The sequence below is a fragment of the Vogesella indigofera genome (genome assembly GCF_003633895.1).
GTDB classification, from domain to species: Bacteria; Pseudomonadota; Gammaproteobacteria; order Burkholderiales; family Chromobacteriaceae; genus Vogesella; species Vogesella indigofera.
In genome coordinates this window covers 127,240-149,059 of record NZ_RBID01000020.1, presented here as the reverse complement: position 1 = coordinate 149,059, position 21,820 = coordinate 127,240, and the positions used below count along the sequence as shown (strand labels likewise).

20 protein-coding genes are annotated in these 21,820 nt (G+C 65.3%); 11 read left to right on the top strand and 9 right to left on the bottom strand.

Features of this window, described 5'->3' with window-relative positions:
- From hutG to C8E02_RS17310, 5 genes are all read left to right on the top strand, one after another.
- Positions 1 to 933, top strand: a complete 933-nt coding sequence (gene hutG, locus C8E02_RS17000; RefSeq protein ID WP_170152187.1) for a formimidoylglutamase — start codon at positions 1 to 3, stop codon at positions 931 to 933.
- Between the two features lie 86 nt (positions 934 to 1,019).
- Positions 1,020 to 2,708, top strand: a complete 1,689-nt coding sequence (gene hutU / locus C8E02_RS16995) for a urocanate hydratase (RefSeq protein ID WP_120812872.1) — start codon at positions 1,020 to 1,022, stop codon at positions 2,706 to 2,708.
- An 87-nt stretch (positions 2,709 to 2,795) separates the two neighbouring features.
- On the top strand, positions 2,796 to 4,331 hold the full coding sequence (gene hutH / locus C8E02_RS16990; RefSeq protein WP_120812869.1) for a histidine ammonia-lyase: 1,536 nt from the start codon (positions 2,796 to 2,798) through the stop codon (positions 4,329 to 4,331).
- 186 nt (positions 4,332 to 4,517) lie between these two features.
- Positions 4,518 to 5,099, top strand: a complete 582-nt coding sequence (locus C8E02_RS17315) for a hypothetical protein (protein ID WP_147424519.1) — start codon at positions 4,518 to 4,520, stop codon at positions 5,097 to 5,099.
- 156 nt (positions 5,100 to 5,255) lie between these two features.
- Positions 5,256 to 5,795 carry a hypothetical protein gene (locus tag C8E02_RS17310; RefSeq protein WP_147424518.1) on the top strand — a complete coding sequence of 180 codons (540 nt, stop codon included), beginning with the start codon at positions 5,256 to 5,258 and terminating at the stop codon, positions 5,793 to 5,795.
- 569 nt (positions 5,796 to 6,364) lie between these two features.
- Here C8E02_RS17310 and C8E02_RS16985 read toward each other — a convergent pair.
- From C8E02_RS16985 to C8E02_RS16965, 5 genes are all read right to left on the bottom strand, one after another.
- Positions 6,365 to 6,562, bottom strand: coding sequence for a DUF1059 domain-containing protein (locus C8E02_RS16985; RefSeq protein ID WP_120812923.1), 198 nt, complete (start codon positions 6,560 to 6,562; stop codon positions 6,365 to 6,367).
- A 223-nt stretch (positions 6,563 to 6,785) separates the two neighbouring features.
- Entirely contained in the window at positions 6,786 to 8,012 is a 1,227-nt protein-coding gene (locus C8E02_RS16980) for an MFS transporter (RefSeq protein ID WP_120812867.1), read from the bottom strand.
- A 63-nt stretch (positions 8,013 to 8,075) separates the two neighbouring features.
- Complete coding sequence (locus C8E02_RS16975) at positions 8,076 to 8,306, bottom strand: tautomerase family protein (RefSeq protein WP_047967618.1); 231 nt, start codon at positions 8,304 to 8,306, stop codon at positions 8,076 to 8,078.
- A 14-nt stretch (positions 8,307 to 8,320) separates the two neighbouring features.
- The gene (locus tag C8E02_RS16970; protein ID WP_120812864.1) at positions 8,321 to 12,187 is read right to left on the bottom strand and encodes an amino acid adenylation domain-containing protein; all 3,867 of its coding nucleotides are present in this window, start codon (positions 12,185 to 12,187) and stop codon (positions 8,321 to 8,323) included.
- A gap of 49 nt (positions 12,188 to 12,236) precedes the next feature.
- On the bottom strand, positions 12,237 to 12,995 hold the full coding sequence (locus tag C8E02_RS16965; protein WP_120812860.1) for a maleate cis-trans isomerase family protein: 759 nt from the start codon (positions 12,993 to 12,995) through the stop codon (positions 12,237 to 12,239).
- Between the two features lie 171 nt (positions 12,996 to 13,166).
- Between C8E02_RS16965 and C8E02_RS16960 the strand changes: the two genes are divergently transcribed.
- The gene (locus C8E02_RS16960; protein WP_120812920.1) at positions 13,167 to 14,042 is read left to right on the top strand and encodes an NAD(P)-dependent oxidoreductase; all 876 of its coding nucleotides are present in this window, start codon (positions 13,167 to 13,169) and stop codon (positions 14,040 to 14,042) included.
- 11 nt (positions 14,043 to 14,053) lie between these two features.
- On the opposite strand, the gene C8E02_RS16955 is transcribed toward C8E02_RS16960, so the two are convergent.
- Positions 14,054 to 14,836 carry a 4'-phosphopantetheinyl transferase family protein gene (locus C8E02_RS16955; RefSeq protein ID WP_170152186.1) on the bottom strand — a complete coding sequence of 261 codons (783 nt, stop codon included), beginning with the start codon at positions 14,834 to 14,836 and terminating at the stop codon, positions 14,054 to 14,056.
- A 103-nt stretch (positions 14,837 to 14,939) separates the two neighbouring features.
- Here C8E02_RS16955 and C8E02_RS16950 point away from each other — a divergent pair, with 103 nt between their 5' ends.
- The 4 genes from C8E02_RS16950 to C8E02_RS16935 all read left to right on the top strand — a co-directional run bounded on the left by C8E02_RS16950 (position 14,940) and on the right by C8E02_RS16935 (position 17,536).
- Positions 14,940 to 15,521: a TetR/AcrR family transcriptional regulator gene (locus C8E02_RS16950; protein WP_120812854.1), complete on the top strand. Its 582-nt coding sequence runs from the start codon at positions 14,940 to 14,942 to the stop codon at positions 15,519 to 15,521.
- A 149-nt stretch (positions 15,522 to 15,670) separates the two neighbouring features.
- Positions 15,671 to 16,471 carry an MOSC domain-containing protein gene (locus C8E02_RS16945; protein ID WP_120812851.1) on the top strand — a complete coding sequence of 267 codons (801 nt, stop codon included), beginning with the start codon at positions 15,671 to 15,673 and terminating at the stop codon, positions 16,469 to 16,471.
- Positions 16,452 to 16,997, top strand: coding sequence for an ABC transporter substrate-binding protein (locus C8E02_RS16940; protein WP_147424517.1), 546 nt, complete (start codon positions 16,452 to 16,454; stop codon positions 16,995 to 16,997). The genes C8E02_RS16945 and C8E02_RS16940 overlap by 20 nt, the downstream gene beginning before the upstream one ends.
- Positions 16,994 to 17,536 carry a hypothetical protein gene (locus C8E02_RS16935; RefSeq protein ID WP_120812846.1) on the top strand — a complete coding sequence of 181 codons (543 nt, stop codon included), beginning with the start codon at positions 16,994 to 16,996 and terminating at the stop codon, positions 17,534 to 17,536. The genes C8E02_RS16940 and C8E02_RS16935 overlap by 4 nt, the downstream gene beginning before the upstream one ends.
- A 151-nt stretch (positions 17,537 to 17,687) precedes the next feature.
- Here the strand turns inward: C8E02_RS16935 and C8E02_RS16930 are convergent, their stop codons facing one another.
- On the bottom strand, positions 17,688 to 18,797 hold the full coding sequence (locus C8E02_RS16930; protein ID WP_120812843.1) for an NAD(P)/FAD-dependent oxidoreductase: 1,110 nt from the start codon (positions 18,795 to 18,797) through the stop codon (positions 17,688 to 17,690).
- A gap of 202 nt (positions 18,798 to 18,999) precedes the next feature.
- On the opposite strand from C8E02_RS16930, the gene C8E02_RS16925 reads away from it, so the two are divergent.
- Positions 19,000 to 19,740, top strand: a complete 741-nt coding sequence (locus C8E02_RS16925; RefSeq protein ID WP_170152185.1) for a sporulation protein — start codon at positions 19,000 to 19,002, stop codon at positions 19,738 to 19,740.
- Between the two features lie 82 nt (positions 19,741 to 19,822).
- Here C8E02_RS16925 and C8E02_RS16920 read toward each other — a convergent pair whose 3' ends face one another.
- Positions 19,823 to 20,140, bottom strand: a complete 318-nt coding sequence (locus tag C8E02_RS16920) for a putative periplasmic lipoprotein (RefSeq protein ID WP_047967609.1) — start codon at positions 20,138 to 20,140, stop codon at positions 19,823 to 19,825.
- A gap of 69 nt (positions 20,141 to 20,209) precedes the next feature.
- The gene (locus C8E02_RS16915; RefSeq protein ID WP_120812838.1) at positions 20,210 to 21,634 is read right to left on the bottom strand and encodes an aminotransferase-like domain-containing protein; all 1,425 of its coding nucleotides are present in this window, start codon (positions 21,632 to 21,634) and stop codon (positions 20,210 to 20,212) included.
- Between the last annotated feature and the right edge of the window lie 186 nt (positions 21,635 to 21,820).

Sequence of the window (21,820 nt, the reverse complement as noted above, 5' to 3'; positions counted from 1 at the left end):
ATGACTATCGACATGAGCATGTGGACCGGCCGCATTGACGCCGCCGAAGGCGACGCGGCGCGCCGCTGGCACCAGGTGGTGCAGCCGCTGGCCGCCGGCGCCGCGCCCGGCATCGCCATCCTCGGCTTTGCCTGCGACGAAGGCGTGCGCCGCAACCAGGGCCGCACCGGCGCCGTGGCCGGCCCGCAGGCGCTGCGCAAGGCCCTGGCCAATCTGGCGTATCACCCGACGCTGCCACTGTACGACGCCGGCACCATCAGCTGCGACGACGGCGATCTGGACGCCGCGCACCAAAGGTTGGCCGCCCGCGTCAGCGCCATCGTCTACGCCGGCCACCTGCCGCTGGTGCTGGGCGGCGGCCACGAGACCGCCTTCGGCCACTGGCTGGGCCTCGCCGACGCGCATCAGGACAAGCGTATCGGCATCGTCAACTTCGACGCCCACTTCGACCTGCGCAGCGCAGCGGAAGCCACCAGCGGCACCCCGTTCGCGCAGATCGCCGCCGAGTGCGTGAAACGCGGCCAGCACTTCCGCTACCTGTGCCTGGGCGTCGCCGAAACCGCCAACACCCGCGCGCTGTTCGACGCTGCGGCCAACCTTGGCGCCGAGTGGCGGCTGGACAGCGACATGACCGCCTGGCAGCTGGCCGATGCCCGCCACCAGCTGGCCGAGTTCATCGACAGCGTCGACGCGGTGTACCTGACCATCGACCTCGACGTATTGCCGGCGGCGCAGATGCCGGCGGTGTCGGCCCCGGCCGGCTACGGCGTCGACATCAGCGTGGTGGAAGCGCTGGTCGGCAAGATCGCCAAGAGCGGCAAGCTGGTCGGTGCCGATCTGGTGGAATTCAACCCCAATTTTGACCAGGACAGCCACGGCGCCAAGGCCGCCGCGCGACTGGCGTGGTCGATCACGCGCCAACTGCGGCGCTGACAGCATTCCGCTGTGCGGCGCAAACCGGCGGCGGCTTACGTAGTGAACAACACCTGACAGAGCAAGACCCGATAGGAGCAACTCCCATGACTGACCCGCGTTTTGACGCTAGCCGCGTAATCCGTGCCCCGCACGGCACCGAACTGCACTGCAAGAACTGGATCGCCGAAGCGGCCTACCGCATGATCCAGAACAACCTGGACCCGGACGTCGCCGAGAACCCGCAGGCGCTGGTGGTGTACGGTGGCATCGGCCGTGCCGCGCGCAACTGGGAGTGCTACGACCAGATCCTGGCTTCGCTGAAAGACCTGAACGAAGACGAAACCCTGCTGGTGCAGTCCGGCAAGCCGGTCGGCGTGTTCAAGACCCACGCCAACGCCCCGCGCGTGCTGCTGGCCAACTCCAACCTGGTGCCGAAGTGGGCCAACTGGGAACACTTCAACGAGCTGGACCGCAAGGGCCTGTTCATGTACGGCCAGATGACCGCCGGCAGCTGGATCTACATCGGCAGCCAGGGCATCGTGCAAGGTACGTTTGAAACCTTCGTCGAAGCCGGCCGCCAGCACTACAACAACGACCTGTCGGGCAAGTGGATCCTCACCGCCGGCCTCGGCGGCATGGGTGGCGCACAGCCGCTGGCCGCCACCCTGGCCGGTGCCTGCTCGCTGAACATCGAATGCCAGCAGAGCAGCATCGACTTCCGCCTGCGTACCCGCTACGTGGACAAGCAGGCACGCGACATCGACCACGCGCTGGAACTGATCAAGGAACATACTTCCCGCAAGGAAGCCGTCTCCATCGCGCTGTTGGGCAACGCCGCCGAGGTGCTGCCGGAGCTGGTGAAACGCGCCCAGGCCGGCAGCATCAAGCCGGATCTGGTGACCGACCAGACCTCCGCCCACGACCTGATCAACGGCTACCTGCCGATCGGCTGGACGGTGGAACAGTGGAAAGACGCGCAGCGCCAGCCGGAACTGCACGCCCGCCTGACCGACGAAGCCGCACAGAGCTGCGCCGTGCACGTACAGGCGATGCTGGACTTCCAGGCGATGGGCATCCCGACCGTGGACTACGGCAACAATATCCGCCAGGTCGCGTTCGACAAGGGCGTGAAGAACGCCTTCGACTTCCCGGGCTTCGTGCCGGCCTACATCCGTCCGCTGTTCTGCGAAGGCAAGGGCCCGTTCCGCTGGGTGGCGCTGTCCGGCGATCCGGAAGACATCTACAAGACCGACGCCAAGATCAAGGAACTGTTCCCGGACAACAAGCACACCCACCGCTGGCTGGACATGGCGCGCGAGCGCATCAGCTTCCAGGGCCTGCCGGCGCGCATCTGCTGGCTGGGTCTGGGCGAGCGCCACCTGGCTGGTCTGGCCTTCAACGAAATGGTCAAGAACGGCGAGCTGAAGGCGCCGATCGTGATCGGCCGCGACCACCTGGACACCGGCTCGGTGGCCAGCCCGAACCGCGAAACCGAAGCGATGAAGGACGGCACCGACGCCGTGTCCGACTGGCCACTGCTGAACGCGCTGCTGAACACCGCCGGCGGCGCCAGCTGGGTATCGCTGCACCACGGTGGCGGCGTGGGCATGGGCTACTCGCAGCACTCCGGCATGGTGATCGTGGCTGACGGCACCGACGCCGCCGCCGAGCGCCTGGCGCGCGTGCTGGTGAACGACTGCGGCTCCGGCGTGATGCGCCACGCCGACGCCGGCTACGAGCAGGCGATTGCCGCCGCCAAGCGCTTCGGCCTCAAGCTGCCGATGATCAAGTAAATCCGCGTGCGGCCAGCCCACAAGGTTGGCCGCAGCACCGACACATCTGTCGCGGCCAAACTGCCGCCGCGCAAAGGAAGGACCATCATGACCACCATCACCATCACCCCGGGCAAGCTGACACTGGCCCAACTGCGCCTGATCGCCCGTGACGCCTCCGTGCAACTGGCGCTGGACCCGGCCGCCCACGCCGCCATCGACGCCTCCGCCGCCACCGTGGCGCGCGTACTGGCCGAGAACCGCACCGTGTACGGCATCAACACCGGTTTCGGCCTGCTGGCCAACACCAAGATCGCCGCGGACGAGCTGGAACTGCTGCAGCGCTCCATCGTGCTGTCGCACGCCGCCGGCATCGGCCAGCCGATGAAGGATTCCACCGTGCGCCTGATCATGGCGCTGAAGATCAACTCGCTGTCGCGCGGCTTCTCCGGCATCCGCCGTCTGGTGCTGGAAGCGATGATCACCCTGTTCAACAAGGGCATCTACCCGGTGATCCCGCAGAAGGGCTCCGTCGGCGCCTCCGGCGACCTGGCCCCGCTGTCGCACATGAGCGCGGTACTGATCGGCGAAGGCGAAGCCTTCGTGGGCGGTGAGCGCGTACACGGTGGCGACGCGATGCGCGCCGCCGGTCTGGAGCCGATCGTGCTGGCGCCGAAAGAGGGCCTCGCGCTGCTGAACGGCACCCAGGCCTCCACCGCTTTCGCACTGGAAGGCCTGTTCGCCGCCGAAGACCTGTACGTGGCCGCCTCCGTCGCCGGCGCCATGTCGGTGGAAGCCGCCCAGGGCAGCCGCACCCCGTTCGATGACCGCATCCACCAGGTACGCGGCCATAAAGGCCAGATCGACGCCGCCGCGCAATACCGCGCGCTGCTGGGCGCCGGCTCCGAGATCGCCGACTCGCACGCCAACTGCGGCAAGGTACAGGACCCGTACTCGCTGCGCTGCCAGCCGCAGGTGATGGGCGCCTGCCTGACCCAGATCCGCCAGTCCTCCGAAGTGCTGCTGGTGGAAGCCAACTCCGTTTCCGACAACCCGCTGGTATTCGCCGACGACAACGACATCCTGTCCGGCGGCAACTTCCACGCCGAGCCGGTCGCCTTCGCCGCCGACAACCTGGCGCTGGCGATTGCCGAAATCGGCTCGCTGTCCGAACGCCGCATGGCGCTCTTGATCGACAGCAACCTGTCCAAGCTGCCACCGTTCCTGGTCAACAATGGCGGCGTGAACTCCGGCTTCATGATCGCCCAGGTCACCGGCGCGGCACTGGCCTCCGAGAACAAGTCGCTGGCCCACCCGGCCTCCGTGGACAGCCTGCCGACCTCCGCCAACCAGGAAGACCACGTATCGATGGCCACCTTCGCCGGCCGCCGCCTGCGCGACATGGCCGACAACACCGCCGGCATCCTGGCCGTCGAGCTGCTGGCTGCCTGCCAGGGCGTGGACTTCCGCGCCCCGAACAAGGCCGCCGAAGCGCTGGAAAGCGCCAAGGCGATGCTGCGCGCCGAAGTGCCGTTCTACGACAAGGACCGCTACTTCGCGCCGGACATCGAAAAGGCCTGCGCACTGATCCAGCGCGCCGAGTACAACCGCTACGCCATCGACGGGCTGCTGCCGTCGCTGTAAGGGTGGGATGAGCTTGCGGCCAACGTTGGCCGCAGCGTGATGTGAACAAGGGCAAGCCTGATGAAGGCTTGCCCTTTTTTCATGGCACGATGATATGATGTTTGGGTTGCTGGCATGGAGCTGAGCGCAGTGAAGCCCAACCTACAAACTGATTTGTGCAAAAAAACCTAACTGCAAGGATCTTGTATGAAAAGAACTTGGTTTTTTTCTATATTCTTTGCTTTTGCTATATATGTTTTTTATCGAAATATAATTTATTTATTCAACTCTACACCTGATGACAATCACAACCCCTCTGAAATGAAAAAAATAGTGGGACGCTTGATTGGATTTGATGGAGTTGTTCATGAAAAGTTGAGAATTAAATTCACTTACGCAACAACCAGTAAACTTTGTGAAAAAGTTATTAATTGGCCAGTTATCGTGACTAGTCCAAGATTTTTTAGCCAAGAAAAATATATTGAAATAGGTGTTGGTAGAAGATTTTTATTTGAATTTTCCGATAGTCCCGCCGGGAGGGGACTTTGTGGTTGGAGATTGTACAGAATAGATTATTCTGTCAATTCTCATAGCAATACGCTTTGTTCAGGGACGGTTGCAGGTTTGAATGGATATAACAGCCACGACATAGGCAGTGAGCGATTTAATTTTAATGGCACTACGGAGACTTGTAAACCATTAGGAAAGCCTGATTTATTTTCAGATAAGGTAATTATTTTCGAGCTAGGAGAAACTTTGTTACACAAATCAGCGCATAGGTTAGGTTAGCGCAGCGAAGCCCAGTGTTCACCTAGTATGATGTTTAGGTGATAAAAGCTCGGAATATGTAAGGCACAGTCTGCTGGCTGTGCTGCGAGGTCCGGCGCTTACCGCGAAAACCAGCAAGGCTGGCGGCATGCTGAGATGCCACTTGGAAAGCTCACGTTGGAAAATTCTTACAAGAGAGATGATCATATGCACAGAAATGAAAATTTCATAGAATTTGCCAAACATGCTGAAATCGTTATATTTTTTCTGGCAGTTATAATCTTTCTTGTTTCTGGAGAGGTTTATTTTTTTTGGCTGAGTAGTGCTATTGCTGTGATTAGATGGGCTTCATTTAATAAAGTAATTTTTGAAAAATTAAAAACATCCACCAAATATGATATTTTATCAAAAGAAATTTTCATATTATATAATTTTATGGGGATTAATGTTTTAAAAAGCTGGAGTCATCGATATAAAATAGATGAAAAAATAGAGAAATCGAAAACTTTTGGCGAGGCGTTTGATGCCTGTTTTGATTCATTGTCTATTTTGTTCTGGTTGACAATAATGATAATGCCACATTTTTCAAATGGAGAAGCCAATTACAAAGCATATTACAATAGGCAATTAATGGAATTGTTATATTATATCATTGGCTTCCGCTTGATTTCTGTTATTTTTTTTAAAGTAATTTTCAAGGTTGGTTTTGTAAAATAAGCACGGTAGGTTGGGTTGAACGCAGCGAACCCCAACGTTCACCGAGGATGAATGACAAAGGTTGGCCGCAAACCGTCACGGGTTTGCGGCCAACCTTGTGTTGTCTAGAGTATCCGCTGCGCGGATGTTTTTATCTGCCGCTTTCCGCGCGGCGGCGGCTCCCTTTCTTTTGCTTCGCCAAAAAGAAAGGAAGCAAAGAAAAGGCGACCCGAAGGCGCCGGAATTCCCGCAAAAACGGTCACCAGCCCGGCGCCGCCCATACGCTGCGCTCAAAAGAGGGCGGCTTGTTTCCGGGCTGGCGGCCGTTTTTACGGCCGGCACCAACGGGAGCGGGGCGCGCCGGTTCGGCGGTAGCTGACGGGTCAACCCCGGCAAGTCGGTTTTGTAGTTCGTAGGTTGGGTTGAGCGCAGCGAAGCCCAACGTTCACCGCGTATGAATGACAAAGGTTGGCCGCAAGCCATCGCCGGCTTGCGGCCAACCTTTTTTGGGGCCGCTGAACCGCCGCCGTCAGACATGACAACGGCTCCCGCGGGAGCCGTTGCTTGTGGTTTGACGTGCCGGCGGGGTGTCAGTGCGCGGCGGGCTCGTCCTTGAACATCTGACGCAATTGCTCGCGCATTTCCGGTGTGTCCGGATAGCCGTGTACCGTGACCGCATGCTGTACGGCGGCGGCGAGCAGTTCGTCTTCACTGTCGGCTGCTATCGAGACGGTGCATTGTGGTGGGCTGCCGCTGTGTTCGCGGCAGTCGATGAGTTTCCTGGCCATGATGGCTCCTTCGCCCCTCGGGACGTGTCCGCCAGCCACTGGCGACACCCCGGCTGCAGAGATGGTTTTCTTCTTGTTGGTAACTGAGTTATAGCAGTTGCCCCTGCCCGCGCAGTTTGCCCGCGGCAAGCGGCCAACCTTGGCCGTCCGGGCAAAAACAACGCCAGCGTCGGGACGCTGGCGTTGTCGTTTTCGGCACTGGACGTCAGGCGGCCGTGCGGGATCAGGCCGGTTTCAGCTCGCCGGCCTGCAGCTCGGCCAGGTCCTGCTGGAATTGCTGGTAGCTGGCCGGCGAGAAGCGTACCGCCAGCACCAGCATGCCTAGGCTGGCGATGCTCATCAGCAGCCAGATGTAGGACAGGTCGTTGAACACGTCGCGCAGGCTGCCGGCAGTCAGCGGCACCAGACTGGCGATGATGAAGCCGCCGCCCTGGACGAAGGCGGTGAAGTTGCCGGCCAGCGTCGGGTCTTTCAGGTGATCCATGGCCACGATGATGGACAGCGGGAACAGGATGCCAATGCCGACGCCCAGCAGCGACACGGCAAAGTAGGGCGCCAGCAGCGGCGCCACGATCAGCAGCAGGAAGCCGGCCGCGACCAGCAGCAGCGAGGTCAGCAGCAGGCCGCGACGGTCGGGGAAGCGGCCGATGGCAAACGACAGCCACAGCGCTGTCAGCGCCTCGACGATGGTCAGCACCGACAGCAGCAGGCCGGCGGTCGCCTTGCCCAGGCCTAGGCCGATGTAGAACGGCGAGATCCACGCCATCGCCAGCATGAAGGCGCCGGTACCGATGCCGAAGAACAGCAGCAGCGACCAGCAACGGCCGATGCGCCAGAACGGCACGCTGCGCGTCGTGGCCTGCACGTTGCTGCGGCCTTCGTGCTGACTGCCAAGCGAGGCCAGCAGCCAGAACACGGTTGCCAGCGCCGCCGGCAGCGACCAGCTGGCCAGGGTGGACAGCCAGCCGAGCTGGTCTTCCAACCACGAGGCGGTGCCGGAGCCGATGGCGGCACCGGCGACGATGCCGGTGGAGTAGAGGGCGATCACGCTGCTGGTGCGTGCGCCGAAGTTGCGCTTGATGAAGCCCGGCAGCAGCGCCTGGATCACGGCAATGCCCAGTCCCACCAGCGCGGCGCTGAGGAACAGTCCGTTGCGGTCGTCCGCCCACAACCGCATCAGGCAGGCAACTGCGATGAGGGCACTGCCGGCGGTGATGCCGCCGCGCTCGCCCAGCGCCTGGCGGATGCGCGCGGCGTAGATGGCGCCCAGCCCCATCATCAGCACCGGGATGGTGGTCAGCAGGCTGATGCCGACCGATCTGACGCCGGCGTCGTGGCTGATGGACTGGATCAACGGGCCGATGGCGGCGATGGCCGGCCGCAGGTTAAGCGACAGCAGCAGGATGGCCAGCAGCAGCAGGACGCCTGCCGGCTTGGTGTGTTGAGTCATGACAATTCCTGTTTGAACGGTGGGTGGGGCGCCCGGCGGCACGGGGCCGCCGGGCAGGGTGAATCAATAGCGGTAGTCCGGGCGGCGCAGCAGCGCGGCCATGCGCGGCACGATCAGCGGCTGGTAGACCTGCTGCGGCCACTGCGCCGGCGCGACCGGCTGCAGATCGATCGACACCGCCCCGGCGGGGCATGACAGCTCCTGTTGCAGTAGCTGCACCAGCGATTGCTGAACGCGCTCCAGCGCGGCGGCGGAGAGCTCGGCCTGGAAGTAATGGATGACGACATGAGGCATGGGTACGCTCCCGTTCAAGCCAGTACGGCGGCTTGCATCGCGGCAATGCCTTCCGCTTTCAGCACCGCGTAGTGGCCGACGTCCAGGTCGTGCCAGCGGATGCGCAGCCCGGCCTGCTCGCCGTCGGCGATGAAGGACGGTCCGTCGCCGCGAGCCCGCCACACCGAGATCGGGCAGCACAAGGGCTTGTCGGCCAGTGCGATCTGGTAGTCCGGCGAGTAGGTCACGGCCACGACATTGGCAATGGCGTCGATCAGGGTGCGGTCGATCGCGGGGAATTTCTCCGCCGCAAAGCGGATGAAGGTCGCACGGCTGTCGACGCGCAGCAGGCAGTCCGCATTCAGGGCCGGGTCGATGTCGTGGGCGAACACCGACAGCAGAATGGTCAGGAACGCCGGGTTGGCGAACAGCTCGCGCTCGTCGCGGCTGACCGGTTCGGCATGGGACAGCCGGGGTGAGCCCGGCGCCAGCAACACCAGCTGGCTGACGGTTTCACCTTGCTGTTCCAGCTGGTAGGCCACCTCGTACGCGACCCGGGCGCCAAAGGAGTAGCCCCACAGCGCATAGGGCCCCTGCGGCTGCAGGCTGCGCAGCAGCTGCACATCCTCGCGCGCCATCGCCTCAATGCTGTCGAAAGCGGTTTCGCCGGCATTGATGCCGTGAGCCTGGATGCCATAGAAACGGCGCTCACCGGCCACGGCTTCGCCCAGCAGGCGCAGGTTCATCGGGTAGCCGCCCAGTCCCGGCCAGCAGAAGGTCGCGAGGGTGCCGTCGTGGCCGGCCAGTGCAACGGCGCGGCTGGCGGTTTGCATGTCGCCGCCACTGACCGCCTGCGCCAGCTTCTCGATGGTCGGCGCGCTGAAGAGCAGCTGGATCGGCACCTTGGCCGCAAACTGGCGGTTGATGGCACGGGCAATGGCCACCGCCTGGATCGAGTTGCCGCCCAGAGCGAAGAAGTCGTCCATCACCGAGACCTCTTCCAGCTGCAGGATGTGACACCAGATCTGGCTGATCGCCTGCTCTGTCGCGGTACGGGCGGCGACATGCGGCTGCTCCTGATCCGCCAGCTGGAAATCGGCACACTGTTTCAGCGCCTGCACATCCACCTTGCCCGAGGTGGTATGCGGCATCTGGTTGATGATGGCAATGCGTCCGGGAACCATGTAGTCCGGCAGGCTGTTGAGCAGGTCGGCACGAATCAGCTCGGCCGGACCTTTCATGTGCACCGCGTCTTCATCCATGCCCTGATGACTGAGCTGCGCCGCACTGACCTTGCCGAACAGGCAGAAGTAGCTTGGGCCGGACTCTCGGCCGGCATCGCCGACAATGTCGTTCAGGCGCAGGGCGGTGGCGAGGTTGTTGCCGCTCTTGGAGCTGTAGCCGGACGACATGGTGCCCACGCCGAGGCGGTTCATCTGTACCCGCTGCAGGCTGCGTCCCAGATCGAGGTATTGCCGCCACGGCGCCTGGCTCTGGCTGACGAAGGAGAGGCCGCCACTGGCGCGCTGGTAGACCTGCTGGTTGATGGCAATGACATGGCGCTGCTCGATCAGGTGGCCGGAGACCTTGTCCAGCCGACCCTGACGGTACAGGTAGTTACCGTCGGCCAGATCGTGGATCCGGCCTTGCTGGGCCTGGACGTAGATGTCGACGGCCAGGTCATCAATACGTTCGGCCAGCGCGACGATATCGTAACTGCCGAGGTAGTCGTGCTCCTCCGGGCAATCCAGCCGGGCCAGCACCTCCGGCGTATGCCGGCCCAGGCCCAGGCCGTAGCCGTAGCCCGGCAGCACATGATCCAGCATGCCCAGGATGTGGCCGCTTTCCATTTCCAGCACTTCCAGGATGTTGTTCTTGTAGACCTCGCGCACGGCGGGGATCTTGCCGACAAAGTGCAGCCGCAGGCAGGGTTCGGTCGCACTGCTGGCGGCCAGCAGGTACAGGCGATGCTGCAGCGGGTGGTAGTAGTAGTATCCGGCGGGCAAGTCGGCGACCTGGTTCAGCTCGATATACACCTGGGTGGCGTACAGCGCGCCGGGGGAGGCGTAGCCGAACTTGGGCAACAGCCGCTCTTCGCTGCTGAACTGTCCCAGATAGCGCAGCATTTCACCCAGCTTGCTCGCGTCCAGATCCGCCAGCCGGGCCGATGGCGCCGCTTCCGGCTGCGCCGCCAGCAGCTGCAGGATGTCGGTGGCGGCGACCGGGCCGCCGTGGAAAAAGCGGTACGTCTTGCGGGCGAACACGCGTTCGCGCTGGGCGGCGGTTTCCTGCTGCCCCGGCAGCGCGATCTGCTGTCTGCCCGCCAGGCTGGCGTCGCTGCGGAAGCCGCGCCCGGACAGCTGGGCCTTGATCTGATGACGGCTGGCCTTGGTCTGGTGATGCGACTCGGCCGCACCCTGATCCATCAGCTTGGCCTCGTTCGGGTTCAGCTCCACCGCACCGATCAGCTGGGCATGACCGCTGCGGGCGTTTTCCTTAATGAAGACGGCGGCCGATTTCACCCAGTCATGGTTTTCGATGGCGAGGCGGATTTCGTCCAACTCGATACGGTAGCCGCGGAACTTGACCTGATTGTCGGTGCGGCCGACAAAGTGCAGCACGCCGTCCGGATCGACCCGGACCAGGTCGCCGGTGCGGTACATCCTGACCTGCGGGGACGCCGCATCCAGCGGCAGCGAAAGGAATTTCTCCGCGGTCTGCTCGGCGCGGAACAGGTAGCCATTTGCCAGCTGGGCGCCGCCGATGAACAGCTCACCGGTCTGTCCCGCGGCCACCGGTGCCAGCTGCAGATCCAGCACCTGGTAATGCAGCCCGGCCACCGGCAGGCCGATCGGCGCGATCTCCCATTCCTGGTCCAGGCTGCGCTGGTCGATGCGATAGTGCGTGGCATTGATGGTGCATTCGGTCGGCCCGTACAGGTTGACCAGCCGGCAGTCCGGCAGGATTTGCAGCAGCTTGCTGGCCAGCTTGCGCGACAGCCCTTCGCCACCGCTGAACAGGCTGTGCAGGGTGTCGCAATCGGCAAAGGCGGGCAGCTCGCTCAAGGCTTGCAGCAGGGTCGGTACGCCTTGCAGCGTGGTAATGCCGTGTTGCTGGACCTGGCGGATCAGCGCCTCCGGGTCACGGTAGACGCCCGGTTGCCCCATGACCACGCGGGCACCGCAGCACATGCCCAGCAGCTCCCACTGCGCGGCGTCGAAGCTGACCGGCGTTTTCTGCAGGATGCGGTGACCCGGCAGCAGATAGCCTTCGTGCGTGAGCCACGCCAGTTGATTGGCAATGGCCTGCTGCGAGATGGCCACGCCTTTGGGCTTGCCGGTGGTGCCGGAAGTGTAGATCACGTACGCCAGGTCCTCGCCATCCTGCTCGAGCAGCTCGGTCAGCACCTGGTCGACCTCGGTAATGCTTGCCGGGGCGACATCGTCGATATTGAGTAGGCTGACGCCCGGCAACAGCACGCCAGCCAGGCGCTCGCGGCTGCGATTGTTGGTGAGCACCAGCTTGACCCTGGCATCGCTCACCATATAGCTCAGGCGGTCTTGCGGGTAGTCGGTTGCCAGCGGCAGGTACGCCGCCCCGGCAAACAGGATGCCCCACGTTGCCAGCGCCAGGTCGGCCGAGGCATCGATAAACAGGCCAAGGCAGTCGTTATAGCTCACCCCTTTGGCGCGTAGCGCCGCCGCAATGCCGACGGCGTGCAGCAGGGTGGTCTCGTAGCTGTATTCGGTTTCCTGATCGGCAATCGCAATTTCGTTTTTCCGGCTGTGTACCTGGGCCAGCAGCATGGCGGGCAGGGTGCGCAGATACGGACTGGTGTGGGTGTACGATGACTGGATATGTTGCTGCAGGAAGGCCTGCAAGGTATTCATCTGGGCTGACATATTGCTCTCTGTATGGATGTGGATCGCTTAGCGCTGCCAACAGGTGCCGTTAGCAACAGCTGAACAAACGGCCAAAGCCATCAAACTGGTCATCGATGCCGCTCATGCGAAGCGCATGCCAGTACAGCACCGTGTTGTTGGCAATCACGGGCTTGCCAGTCCACTGCTCGGCGGTATGGGCAAAGCTGGCCATCGGTACATTGGTGCCCACCTGCACGATCGCCTCGACCCCCGGCGCATTGGCCGTGTCTACCGCATTGCGCAGATCCTGCAGGCTGACCTCGGCGATGCGGGAGGGGCTTTGCCCGCCCAGATTGGCCAGCGCCACCACCTCATAGCCCTTGTCGACAAAGAACTGCGCGACCGCCTCGTTGCCAATGGCGGTGTAGGGGGAGATCAGGCCGATACGGCGCACACCACCCAGCCGGGCCAAGGCTTCTTCAATGGCGTCGGCACTGCAGGTGATGCCGACCCCGCCGGCCGTGTCCTGCAACTGCGCCAGCATCTGCGCGTGCGCCTCAACGCCGCGCCAGTAGGCATCGGGAGACACCGCGACGATGATGCGGTCGAGCTGGCAGTCCTGCAGGCTCTTGATCGCCGGCTCCGTGGCACGGCGCATCGCCTGGATCACGCTGTTGAAGCCGGGCTCGGCGACCAGCGACTGGTCCACTATCACCATCCGGCCCACATGGTTGGTCACCCCGTACGGCCGCATGTCGTCCATTTCCGGCTGGGCGGAAGTATTGGTCGACGGAATGACCACGCCGACGCGCAAACGGTGACCGAGAATTTTGTTGGCATTACTCATTTTTGATCTGTTTTGTCCTTGGCAAGCGATGGAAATCGCGGACCACCCAGAAAAAAATGTCATATGGGTTGACCGCAGCCGAGCGGCATCTTACATTAACTGGAACGATCATTCCAAATTTAATTACCCATTTTGAATTTCCCGGAATACCCGGTCACCAAGGACAACACAATGAACACGACAACCCCCACCATTGCCGTATTGGGCAGCGGCCTGATTGGCGCACCGGTCGCACGCAACCTGGCCAGCAAGGGCTTCAAGGTAAAGGTCTGGAACCGTACGGCAGCCAAGGCGCAGGCGCTGGTGCAGGACAATTTGCAGGCTTGCGCCAGCGTGGCCGAAGCCGTCCGTGATGCCGACTGCATCGTGACGGTGCTGAAAGACGGCGACAGTGTGGCCTCCGCCATGGCCGCCGGCAGCGGGCACTTCCGGCCCGGGGCCAAATGGCTGCAGCTCAGCACGGTGGGGATAGATGCCGCCGCCAGCCTGGCACAGCTGGCCAGCCAGCAGCAGCTGGTGTATTTCGATACGCCGGTACAGGGCACGCGCCAGCCGGCAGAGCAGGGCCAGCTGATCATTCTGGCCTCCGGCCCCCAGGCCGGACGGGAGGAGGTACAAACCGTCTTCGACGCCATTGGCAAGCGTACCCTGTGGGTGGCAGACGAGGCCGGCCAGGCCAGCCGCCTGAAACTGGCCCTGAACAACTGGGCCTTCACCCTGACCCACGGACTGGCAGAAAGCCTGGCGCTGGCCAAGGGACTGGGGGTCGATCCGGCTTTGGTCGTCGATGTCGTCAGCAACGGGCCGATGGACTGCGCCTATTTCCAGCTCAAGAGCGCGGCCATGCTGGCAGGCAACTACACGCCAAGCTTCAGCGTGGCCAATGCGGTAAAAGACAGCAGGCTGATCCTCGATGCGGCCAGCCAGGCCGGCCTGTACGCCGAAGTGGCCGGCGCGGGGCTGCACCGCTTCGAACGTGCCCTTGCCGCCGGGCATGGCGACAAGGACATGGCGGCCAGCTTTCTGGCACCCGACCTGCCAGCCTGAGCGGCAGCGTGCTAGGGAATGCCGCGCAGGTCGGCCAGGGTGTAGACACTGTCGGCATCAAAGGTGAACTGCACGGCAAACGGCTGGATACGTCGGTGCCACTCGCTGCCGGGAACCGGCGCCAGCCACAGCTGGCCGGCATCTCGCGCCAACTGGCAGACTTCGAACTCGGTAAAGTCAACGATGCGGCCAAAACGATGCGACAAGGCTTTGTAACCGGCCTCTTTCGCCGAGAAGATCAGCGTCGCCATCGTGCCCGCCGCCCGGCTTGGCAGGCAGGCACGATCCGCCGCGGTGCAACAAGCCGACACGATGTCGTCCAGCCGTTCTCCGGCCGCCAGCGGCTCGCAATCCACGCCCAGCCCGTCGGTCTGCGGACTCCATGCCGCGACCGCCGCAGCCAGGGTGGGGCTATGGGTAATGGATCCGGTAACACCAGCGGGCCACAGGGGCCGGCCGCTCGCATCGCGCCCAAGCACCGCCGCCGTCAGTGGCAAAGCGGCCAGCGCCTGCTCGGCACACAAGCGCCCGGCCAGAAAAGACAACTGCCGGGAGCGCACGCAACGCCCGGGAATGGCCGGGTGCAGGCTGGCGGGCACGATATCGCCCAGCAGCGCATCCAGCGCCGGCAAGGACAAGGCTGCGACCGAGCCGCCCGCCACCGGCAGCGGCCACGGGCGCCAGAGCGCGGCGACACTGGCGCCAGCATCGTCCGGCGGAGACAGCACGTGCCGCAGCGCCGACAGCAAGCCTGCCGGTACAACAGCGCCTGACATGATGTGATAGCCTTTCATGCTTGCAAATGCGGCACATAGTAACAGAGCACCAGCCGGCCACAGCGGCTCGTCCCTGGCCGGACGGCGCCGCGCCCGGCCACCCTTTCCTTCACCACCGACCATGCATACTGCCCACTTCCACCCCGATGACGCCGCCGACGCGGCGATGCACGTTTTCTGGCAAAAAGGCTATGCCGCCACCTCGATCCAGGATCTGGTGGACGGCACCGGCCTGTCGCGCAGCAGCCTGTACAACACCTTCGAAAGCAAGCACGGGCTGTTCCAGCATGCCTTGCGCCGTTATCACTGCCAGACTGCGGCCAACGTTGCGCTGCTGGCGGAAGACGGCCCTGCCATCGCCCGCGTGCGGGCGCTGCTGCAGCAAATCGCCGACGACGAGCTGGCCGGCGCAGCCTGTTGCGGCTGTCTGGTGGCCAATACCGCGCTGGAACTGGGCGGGCGCGACGGCACGGTGAACAGCCTGCTGCAGGAGCACTTCGCCACGCTGGAGACCGCCCTCACCGCGCTGATGCAAAGGGGACAGCAGCAGGGCGAGATCGCGGCCGGCAAGTCGCCCGTCGCCCTGGCGCGTTTCCTGGTCGCCACCATCCAGGGCTTGCGGGTGCTGGGCCGGGGCTACGAGGGAGAGGCGCAGGCGCAACGGCTGCAGGACGTGATCGAGGTCGCGCTGGCCGCGCTCTGACGCAGCACCACCCGGCCGCCGCAGCGCAGCGACGCTCGCCATGGCTGCGCCATCACCGCTCCCATACCGTCCATTTCATGCGCCCGGCATTGTGATGACGCCGCACAGCGGCTAAGCTTGCCGTTTTCATCCTGCGTCCGGAGCCGGCCATGGCCCTCACCCAACTGTTCGTCCATCCGCTGAAATCCTGCCGCGGCAATGCGCTGCAGCGCGCCGAGGTCACGCCGCAGGGGCTGCGCGACGACCGCGTGTGGCTGGCCAGCCGTGCCGACGGCCAGTTCATCAGCGCGCGCAGCCACCCGCGGCTGGTGCAGGTCGGCGTCACGCAGCAGGCCGACGGCCAGTGGTGCTTCACCGCGCCGGGGATGCCGCCGCTGCTGACCAGCCCGGCCGACTACCGGCAGCGGGTGCCGGCCACGGTGTGGAAGTCCGCGTTCAGCGCGCTGCACGGCGACGCGGCGGCCGACGCCTGGCTCAGCCACTACTTGGGCGAGCCGCTGCAGCTGCTATGGCTGGGCGAGTCCACCCGCGTGCAGAAAACCACCGCCGACAGGCTGTCCTTCGCCGACGGCTATCCCTATCTGCTGCTGAGCGAGGCGTCGCTGCTTGACCTCAACAGCCGGCTGGCGCAACCGGTGACCATGCGCCACTTCCGCCCCAATCTGGTGGTGGACGACACCTTCGCGTTTGAAGAAGACGAGTGGCGGCGCTTTCGCATCGGCGCCGTCGAATTCGAAGTGGTCAGCCGCTGCACCCGCTGCGTGCTGACCACTGTCGATCCCGACAGCGCGCAGCCGGATCCGCAGCGGCAGCCGCTGGCGACGCTGCTGGGCTACCGCCGGCTGGAGGAGGGCGTGTGCTTCGGCGTGAACGTGATCGCGCGCAACAGCGGCACGCTGCAGCTGGGCGACGCGGTGGAGGTGCTGGACAGTGCGCTGGCCTTCGATTAAGAGCGCCGTGCTGCTGCTCGGCCTGTTGCTGGGCAGCGGCAGTGCCGGCGCCGCGCGCACGGTGTACGTCGGCTTTCCGGAAGCCATCCCGCCGTGGGTGCAGCCCGGCGGCCGCCAGCTGACAATCGAGCAGCTGGGCGATCTGGCACGCTGGCGGGTGATGGCGTGGGATGGCGCCGGCACTGCGCTGCCGGCCGGCTACGACCGGCTGCTGGCGCTGGCCGACGGCAATTATCTGGAAGCCGGCAACCAGGGCCACCAGCTGGTCAACCTGCTGGCCGGCCGCGTCGACGTCATCCTCAGCGACCGGCTGATCTTCGAGTGGCAGCGCCGCCAGCTGTTGCCGGCGAGCCTGGAGCACACCCCGCCGCTGCGCATCTACCCGCTGCTGCCGCCGAAGGAAGCCGGGCTGCTGTTCCGCGACAGCGGCCTGCGCGCGCGGGTGGATGCCCGCATCCGCACGCTGAAAGCCAGCCCGCAGTACCAGGCGATCTTCACCCGCTACGGCAGCGAGGCGCAGCCATGAGCCCAGCCGCCACCCTGCTGCCTGATTTCCAGTTCCGCGAACGCCACCAGCGGCAATGCCGCGCCACGCCGGCCGCGCTGATCGCCGCCGTGCCGCTGGTGCAGCCGCAATCGCTGCCGCTGGTACGCGTCCTGCTGCAATTGCGCGAGCTGCCGGCCCGCCTGTTGCGCGATCCGGCGCGACAGGGACGGCCGCTGTTCGGCCTGCACGAATTCACCCTGCTGTACCGTGACGAGCACTCGCTGGCGCTGGGGCTGGCCGGCCGCTTCTGGCAGCGCGACTTCGGCCTGGCCAGCATTGCCGACGCCGACGGCTTTCGTACCTTTGCCGAGCCGGGCGTGCCCCGGCTGCTGCTGACCTTCCAGGCGCAGGCCAATGCCGATGGCAGCCTGCTGTGCACCGAAACCCGCGTCCACTGCCCGGACCACGCCAGCCGCCTGCGCTTCTGGCCGTACTGGCTGGCGATCCGCCTCGCCAGCGGCCTGATCCGGCGGCAGATGCTGGCCGCCATCGAACAGGCTACCGGCAAGCCGGACTGATTGGCCACGGGCGACGTCTCCCGCCGCATCACGCGGCACCATGCGCGGCGCGTCACACGGCTTGCGGCCAACGTTGGCCGCAGCCGGCATGACAAACGCCACCTTGCGGCAAGGTGGCATTTGGTTGGCGGCGATCAATCATCACCGGCGCTCAGACCGGTGCCCAGTACTGGCGGCAGCGGCGCAGCACCTCGTCGGCCAGCGACAGGCAGGCGGTGAGGCCGGGCGATTCGATGCCGAACAGATTGATCAGGCCGCGGATGCCGTGGCCCTCCTGGCCCTGGATCAGGAAGTCGCCCTCCGGCTTGTCCTCGTTGATCACCTTGGGGCGGATGCCGCTGTAGGCCGGCGACAGCGCGCCCTGCGGCAGCTGCGGCCACCAGCGGCGGATGCTGTGGTAGAAGCCGTCGACGCGGTCGGGGTCGACGCGGTAGTCGATGTGGTTGATCCACTCCACGTCCGGGCCGAAGCGCGCCTGGCCGGCCAGATCCAGCGTCAGGTGGGTGCCGAGGCCGCCCGGCTCCGGCAGCGGATAGATCAGGTGCGAGAACGGGTGCCGCCCCGACAGCGTGAAGTACACGCCGCGCGCGTAGCGCACGCGCGGGATGGTTTCATGTGGAACACCGCGCATCTTCGCTGCCAGCACGTGGGCGGTGAGGCCGGCGGCATTGACCACGGTGCCGGCCAGCAGCTCGGTGCCGTCGACGAACAGCAGCATGCCGTCCTTGGTCTCCTGCCCCCCGGTGACGCGCGACTGCAGCGCCAGCACCGCGCCGGCGGCCTCGGCGTCGGCCAGCAGCGACAGCATCAGCGCGTGGCTGTCGACGATGCCGGTGCTGGGCGAATACAGCGCCGCGTGCGCCTGCAGCGCCGGCTCGACCTCGGCCAGCACGCGGCGGTCCATCCAGGTCAGGTCAGTCACGCCGTTGACCAGCGCCTTTTCCTGCAGCGCCACCAGCCGCGGCATCTCGCTGTCGTCCACCGCCACGATCAGCTTGCCGGTCTGGCGATGGCCGATGTCGCGCTCGCGGCAGTACTGGTACAGCAGCCGCTTGCCGCGCAGGCAGTGCAGCGCCTTCAGGCTGCCGGCCGGGTAGTGCATGCCGGCGTGGATCACCTCGCTGTTGCGGCTGGAGGTGTGCTGGCCGAAGGCGGATTCCGCCTCCAGCACGATCACCTCGCGGCCTTCCTGCGCCAGCGCGCGGGCAATCGCCAGGCCCACCACCCCGGCACCGATCACTACGCAATCGACTTTTTCCATCGCTGTCTCCGTTGTCGTGGCGCTGTTTTACCCTGATGCCGCGCGGGGGTAAAGCCGGGTTGACGCCGGCGGCCACGCCGCTGCCGCGGGCGGGGAATTTCCGCTAGTATGCCGCCATGCTGATGCCGGCAACCCGCCGGCGGAACCTGGCGGCGGCGGCATGGTCTGCCACGCTGCCTCTCTTTCATTTCACGGATCAACCATGTTCAAGAAACTGCTAGCTTCCATCGGCGTCGGCGGCGCCAAAATCGATACCCGCCTCGACAACCCGCGGCTGCGTCCCGGCGAGGTGCTGTCCGGCCACGTGCTGGTACAGGGCGGCAACGCCGACCAGGACATCGAGAAAATCGAACTGGTGCTGATGACCGAGGCGGAACAGGAAGCCGGCGACCACGAGGCGCGCGGCGCCATCGCGCTGGGCGTGATCCGCGTCGCCGAGCGCTTCACCATCCGCGCCGGCGAAACACGCCAGCTGCCGTTCCAGCTGCTGCTGCCGGCGGAAACGCCGGTCAACGCGCTGCCGCACTACGGCCGAGCGCTGCCGGTGTGGATCCACACCGACCTCGCCATCGCCGCCGCCGTCGACGCCAACGACCGCGACCTGCTGGAAATCCACCCCACGGCCCAGATCGCCACCCTGCTGACCGCCTTCGAGCAGCTGGGCTGGCCGCTGTACAGCACCGACGTCGAGGTCGGCACCGCCCGTGTCGGCAACGTGACGAGCACGCTGGGCTGCTACCAGGAATTCGAGCTGAAACCGCGCGGCGGCAATTTCCGCATCCAGGAGATCGAGCTGACCTTCATCCCCTACGGCCACGACACCCACGTGCTGGTCGAGGTCGACTCGCGCTTCGGCGGCGACGGCTACCTGGTGCTGGTGATGGGCGCCGATTTCGCCAGCCGCGACTGGGTCGCCGAGCTGCGCCAGCGCCTGGCGCTGTAAACGCGCGTTACCGCAACGACAAAAAGCCGCGTCGGTCCGACGCGGCTTTTTTGCAGGTTGCGGCCAACCCTGGCGCCGCGGCTTACGGTTTCAGTGCCGAGGCCGCCTCTTTCACCGCATCGACCTGCTGCCTGGCCTCGTCAAGCTGTTGCCCCAGCTCCGGATCCAGCACCGCCGCGGCCTTGCCCACCCGCGTGGCGACACCCAGCGCCGCGCTGGCGTCCTGCGCCAGCTGGCCGGCCTGCTGCCGCAACGCGCCCAGTGGCGCACTGCTGTCCGCCACCACCTGATGCACGCCGCCGATGGCGGCGGAGGCGTCCTGCTGCAATTTCGCGGTTTGCTGCTCGCTGCACGCTGCCAGCCCCAGGCTGGCCAGTAACACGACGATGACTGCACGCATGTTGTTGATTCTCCGGTTAAAAGATGCCCACGATAGAGCGGGCAAAACCGGGCAAGTTCCGCAGTGCGCTCAGTGTCCCAGCGCCAGCTGCCCCAGCCGCGCGATCGCCGCCACCAGCGCCGGGGTGAAAGGTTGGCCGCAATTGATGCGCAGGCAGTGGCCGAAGCGCGGCGCGGCCGAGAACGCGACGCCGGGCGCAAAGCTGATGCCCTCCGCCAGCGCGCGCTGCAGCAGGCGCGTGCCGTCCACCGTCTCCGGACACTCCACCCACAGCACCACGCCGCCCTGCGGCCGCCGCACGCGGGTGCCGCGCGGAAAATGCTGCAGCACCGCGTCGGCGGTGGCCGTCATCTGCGCCGCCAGCTGCAGGCGCAGGCGCTGGCTGATGCGCGCGTAGTCGCCGCTGTCGAGCACGTCGGCCAGCACCACCTGCAACAGCGGCGACGACACCAGCGTGCTGCTGGCGCACAGCCTGGCGAGCGCGCCGTGGTGGCGGCCGGCGGCCAGCCAGCCGAGGCGGAACGACGGCGCGAAGCTCTTGGTGAACGACGCGCAGTAGATCACGTCGCCGTCGCGGTCCCACGCCTTCAGCGGCGTCGGCCGCCCGTTGCCGTAGTGCAGGTCGCCGAACACGTCGTCCTCGATGATGGTGACGCCGTGCTTGCGCGCCAGCGCCAGCAGCCGCTTCTTGTTGTCGTCCGGCATCAGCGCGCCGGTCGGGTTCTGGAAGTTGGGCACGCACACCAGGCACTTCACCGCCGGGCCGTGGTGCAGCGCGAACTCCAGCGCCTCCAGCGACAGGCCGGCCTCCGGCGTGCACGGGATTTCCAGCGCCTTCAGCCCCAGCCCCTCCAGCGTCTGCAACAGGCCGAAGTAGACCGGCGTTTCCACCGCCACGGTGTCGCCGGGGCGGGTCAGGTGGCGCAGCGCCAGGCTGATGCCCTCGGTAATACCATGAGTGAGCAGGATGCCGCCCTCGTCCAGCACCAGGCCGCGCTCGTGGCCGAGGCGCACCAGCGCCGCCAGCAGCCGGCGCTGTTCGCCGGCCGGCAGATGGGCGCCGATCAGCTCCGGCTGCCGCGTCAGCGTCAGTTGCAGGCGGCGCGCCAGCTCGGCGGCCGGATACAGGCTGGCGGCGGCCTCGGCCATGTGCAGCTGGGTGTGGATGCGCTCGTCACCCAGCTGCAGCAGGGTGGACATGCGGCTGCTGACATCGACCAGCGCCGCCGCGCTGGGCAGCGGCGCGGCGGTTCCGGGCGACGACGGCGCCGCCGGCAGCGCGGCAAAGTAGCCGGCGCGCGGCCGCGCCAGCACCCGCTGCTGCTGTTCCAGATAGCGGTAGGCGGCCAGCGCGGTGAGGGTGTTGACGCCGAATTCGGCGGCCAGCGCGCGCACCGCCGGCAGGCGGCTGCCGGGCGGGAATTCGCCGCTGTCCAGCCTGGCGGTCAGGGCATTGGCGATGTGGCGGTAAACGGGGAGGGCGCTCGGGTTCATCCCGCTGTTATATAGAACAGCGGCGCGCTGCGCCAGCCTGTTGTAGCCGGCTGTGGCAGGTTGGCCGCAGGCAGGCGCCGTACAGTGGCAACACCACGGCAGTCCGGTCGCCACGCTACCCGCGCCGGCAGCGTCCACCGACGCCGGATGCCGCCCACCGCGCAACCCGTGCGCGGCTGGCGGCGG

Bases quoted from the DNA above. Each gene is read 5' to 3' on its own strand.
- C8E02_RS16930 (WP_120812843.1), bottom strand. From the start codon at position 18,797: ATGGAAAAAGTCGATTGCGTAGTGATCGGTGCCGGGGTGGTGGGCCTG.
- C8E02_RS16965 (WP_120812860.1), bottom strand. From the start codon at position 12,995: ATGAGTAATGCCAACAAAATTCTCGGTCACCGTTTGCGCGTCGGCGTG.
- hutU (WP_120812872.1), top strand. From the start codon at position 1,020: ATGACTGACCCGCGTTTTGACGCTAGCCGCGTAATCCGTGCCCCGCAC.
- C8E02_RS16920 (WP_047967609.1), bottom strand. From the start codon at position 20,140: ATGCGTGCAGTCATCGTCGTGTTACTGGCCAGCCTGGGGCTGGCAGCG.
- C8E02_RS16950 (WP_120812854.1), top strand. From the start codon at position 14,940: ATGCATACTGCCCACTTCCACCCCGATGACGCCGCCGACGCGGCGATG.
- C8E02_RS16925 (WP_170152185.1), top strand. From the start codon at position 19,000: ATGTTCAAGAAACTGCTAGCTTCCATCGGCGTCGGCGGCGCCAAAATC.
- C8E02_RS16955 (WP_170152186.1), bottom strand. From the start codon at position 14,836: ATGAAAGGCTATCACATCATGTCAGGCGCTGTTGTACCGGCAGGCTTG.
- C8E02_RS17315 (WP_147424519.1), top strand. From the start codon at position 4,518: ATGAAAAGAACTTGGTTTTTTTCTATATTCTTTGCTTTTGCTATATAT.
- C8E02_RS16945 (WP_120812851.1), top strand. From the start codon at position 15,671: ATGGCCCTCACCCAACTGTTCGTCCATCCGCTGAAATCCTGCCGCGGC.
- C8E02_RS16970 (WP_120812864.1), bottom strand. From the start codon at position 12,187: ATGTCAGCCCAGATGAATACCTTGCAGGCCTTCCTGCAGCAACATATC.
- C8E02_RS16935 (WP_120812846.1), top strand. From the start codon at position 16,994: ATGAGCCCAGCCGCCACCCTGCTGCCTGATTTCCAGTTCCGCGAACGC.
- hutG (WP_170152187.1), top strand. From the start codon at position 1: ATGACTATCGACATGAGCATGTGGACCGGCCGCATTGACGCCGCCGAA.
- C8E02_RS16980 (WP_120812867.1), bottom strand. From the start codon at position 8,012: ATGACTCAACACACCAAGCCGGCAGGCGTCCTGCTGCTGCTGGCCATC.
- hutH (WP_120812869.1), top strand. From the start codon at position 2,796: ATGACCACCATCACCATCACCCCGGGCAAGCTGACACTGGCCCAACTG.
- C8E02_RS16975 (WP_047967618.1), bottom strand. From the start codon at position 8,306: ATGCCTCATGTCGTCATCCATTACTTCCAGGCCGAGCTCTCCGCCGCC.
- C8E02_RS16985 (WP_120812923.1), bottom strand. From the start codon at position 6,562: ATGGCCAGGAAACTCATCGACTGCCGCGAACACAGCGGCAGCCCACCA.
- C8E02_RS16960 (WP_120812920.1), top strand. From the start codon at position 13,167: ATGAACACGACAACCCCCACCATTGCCGTATTGGGCAGCGGCCTGATT.
- C8E02_RS16915 (WP_120812838.1), bottom strand. From the start codon at position 21,634: ATGAACCCGAGCGCCCTCCCCGTTTACCGCCACATCGCCAATGCCCTG.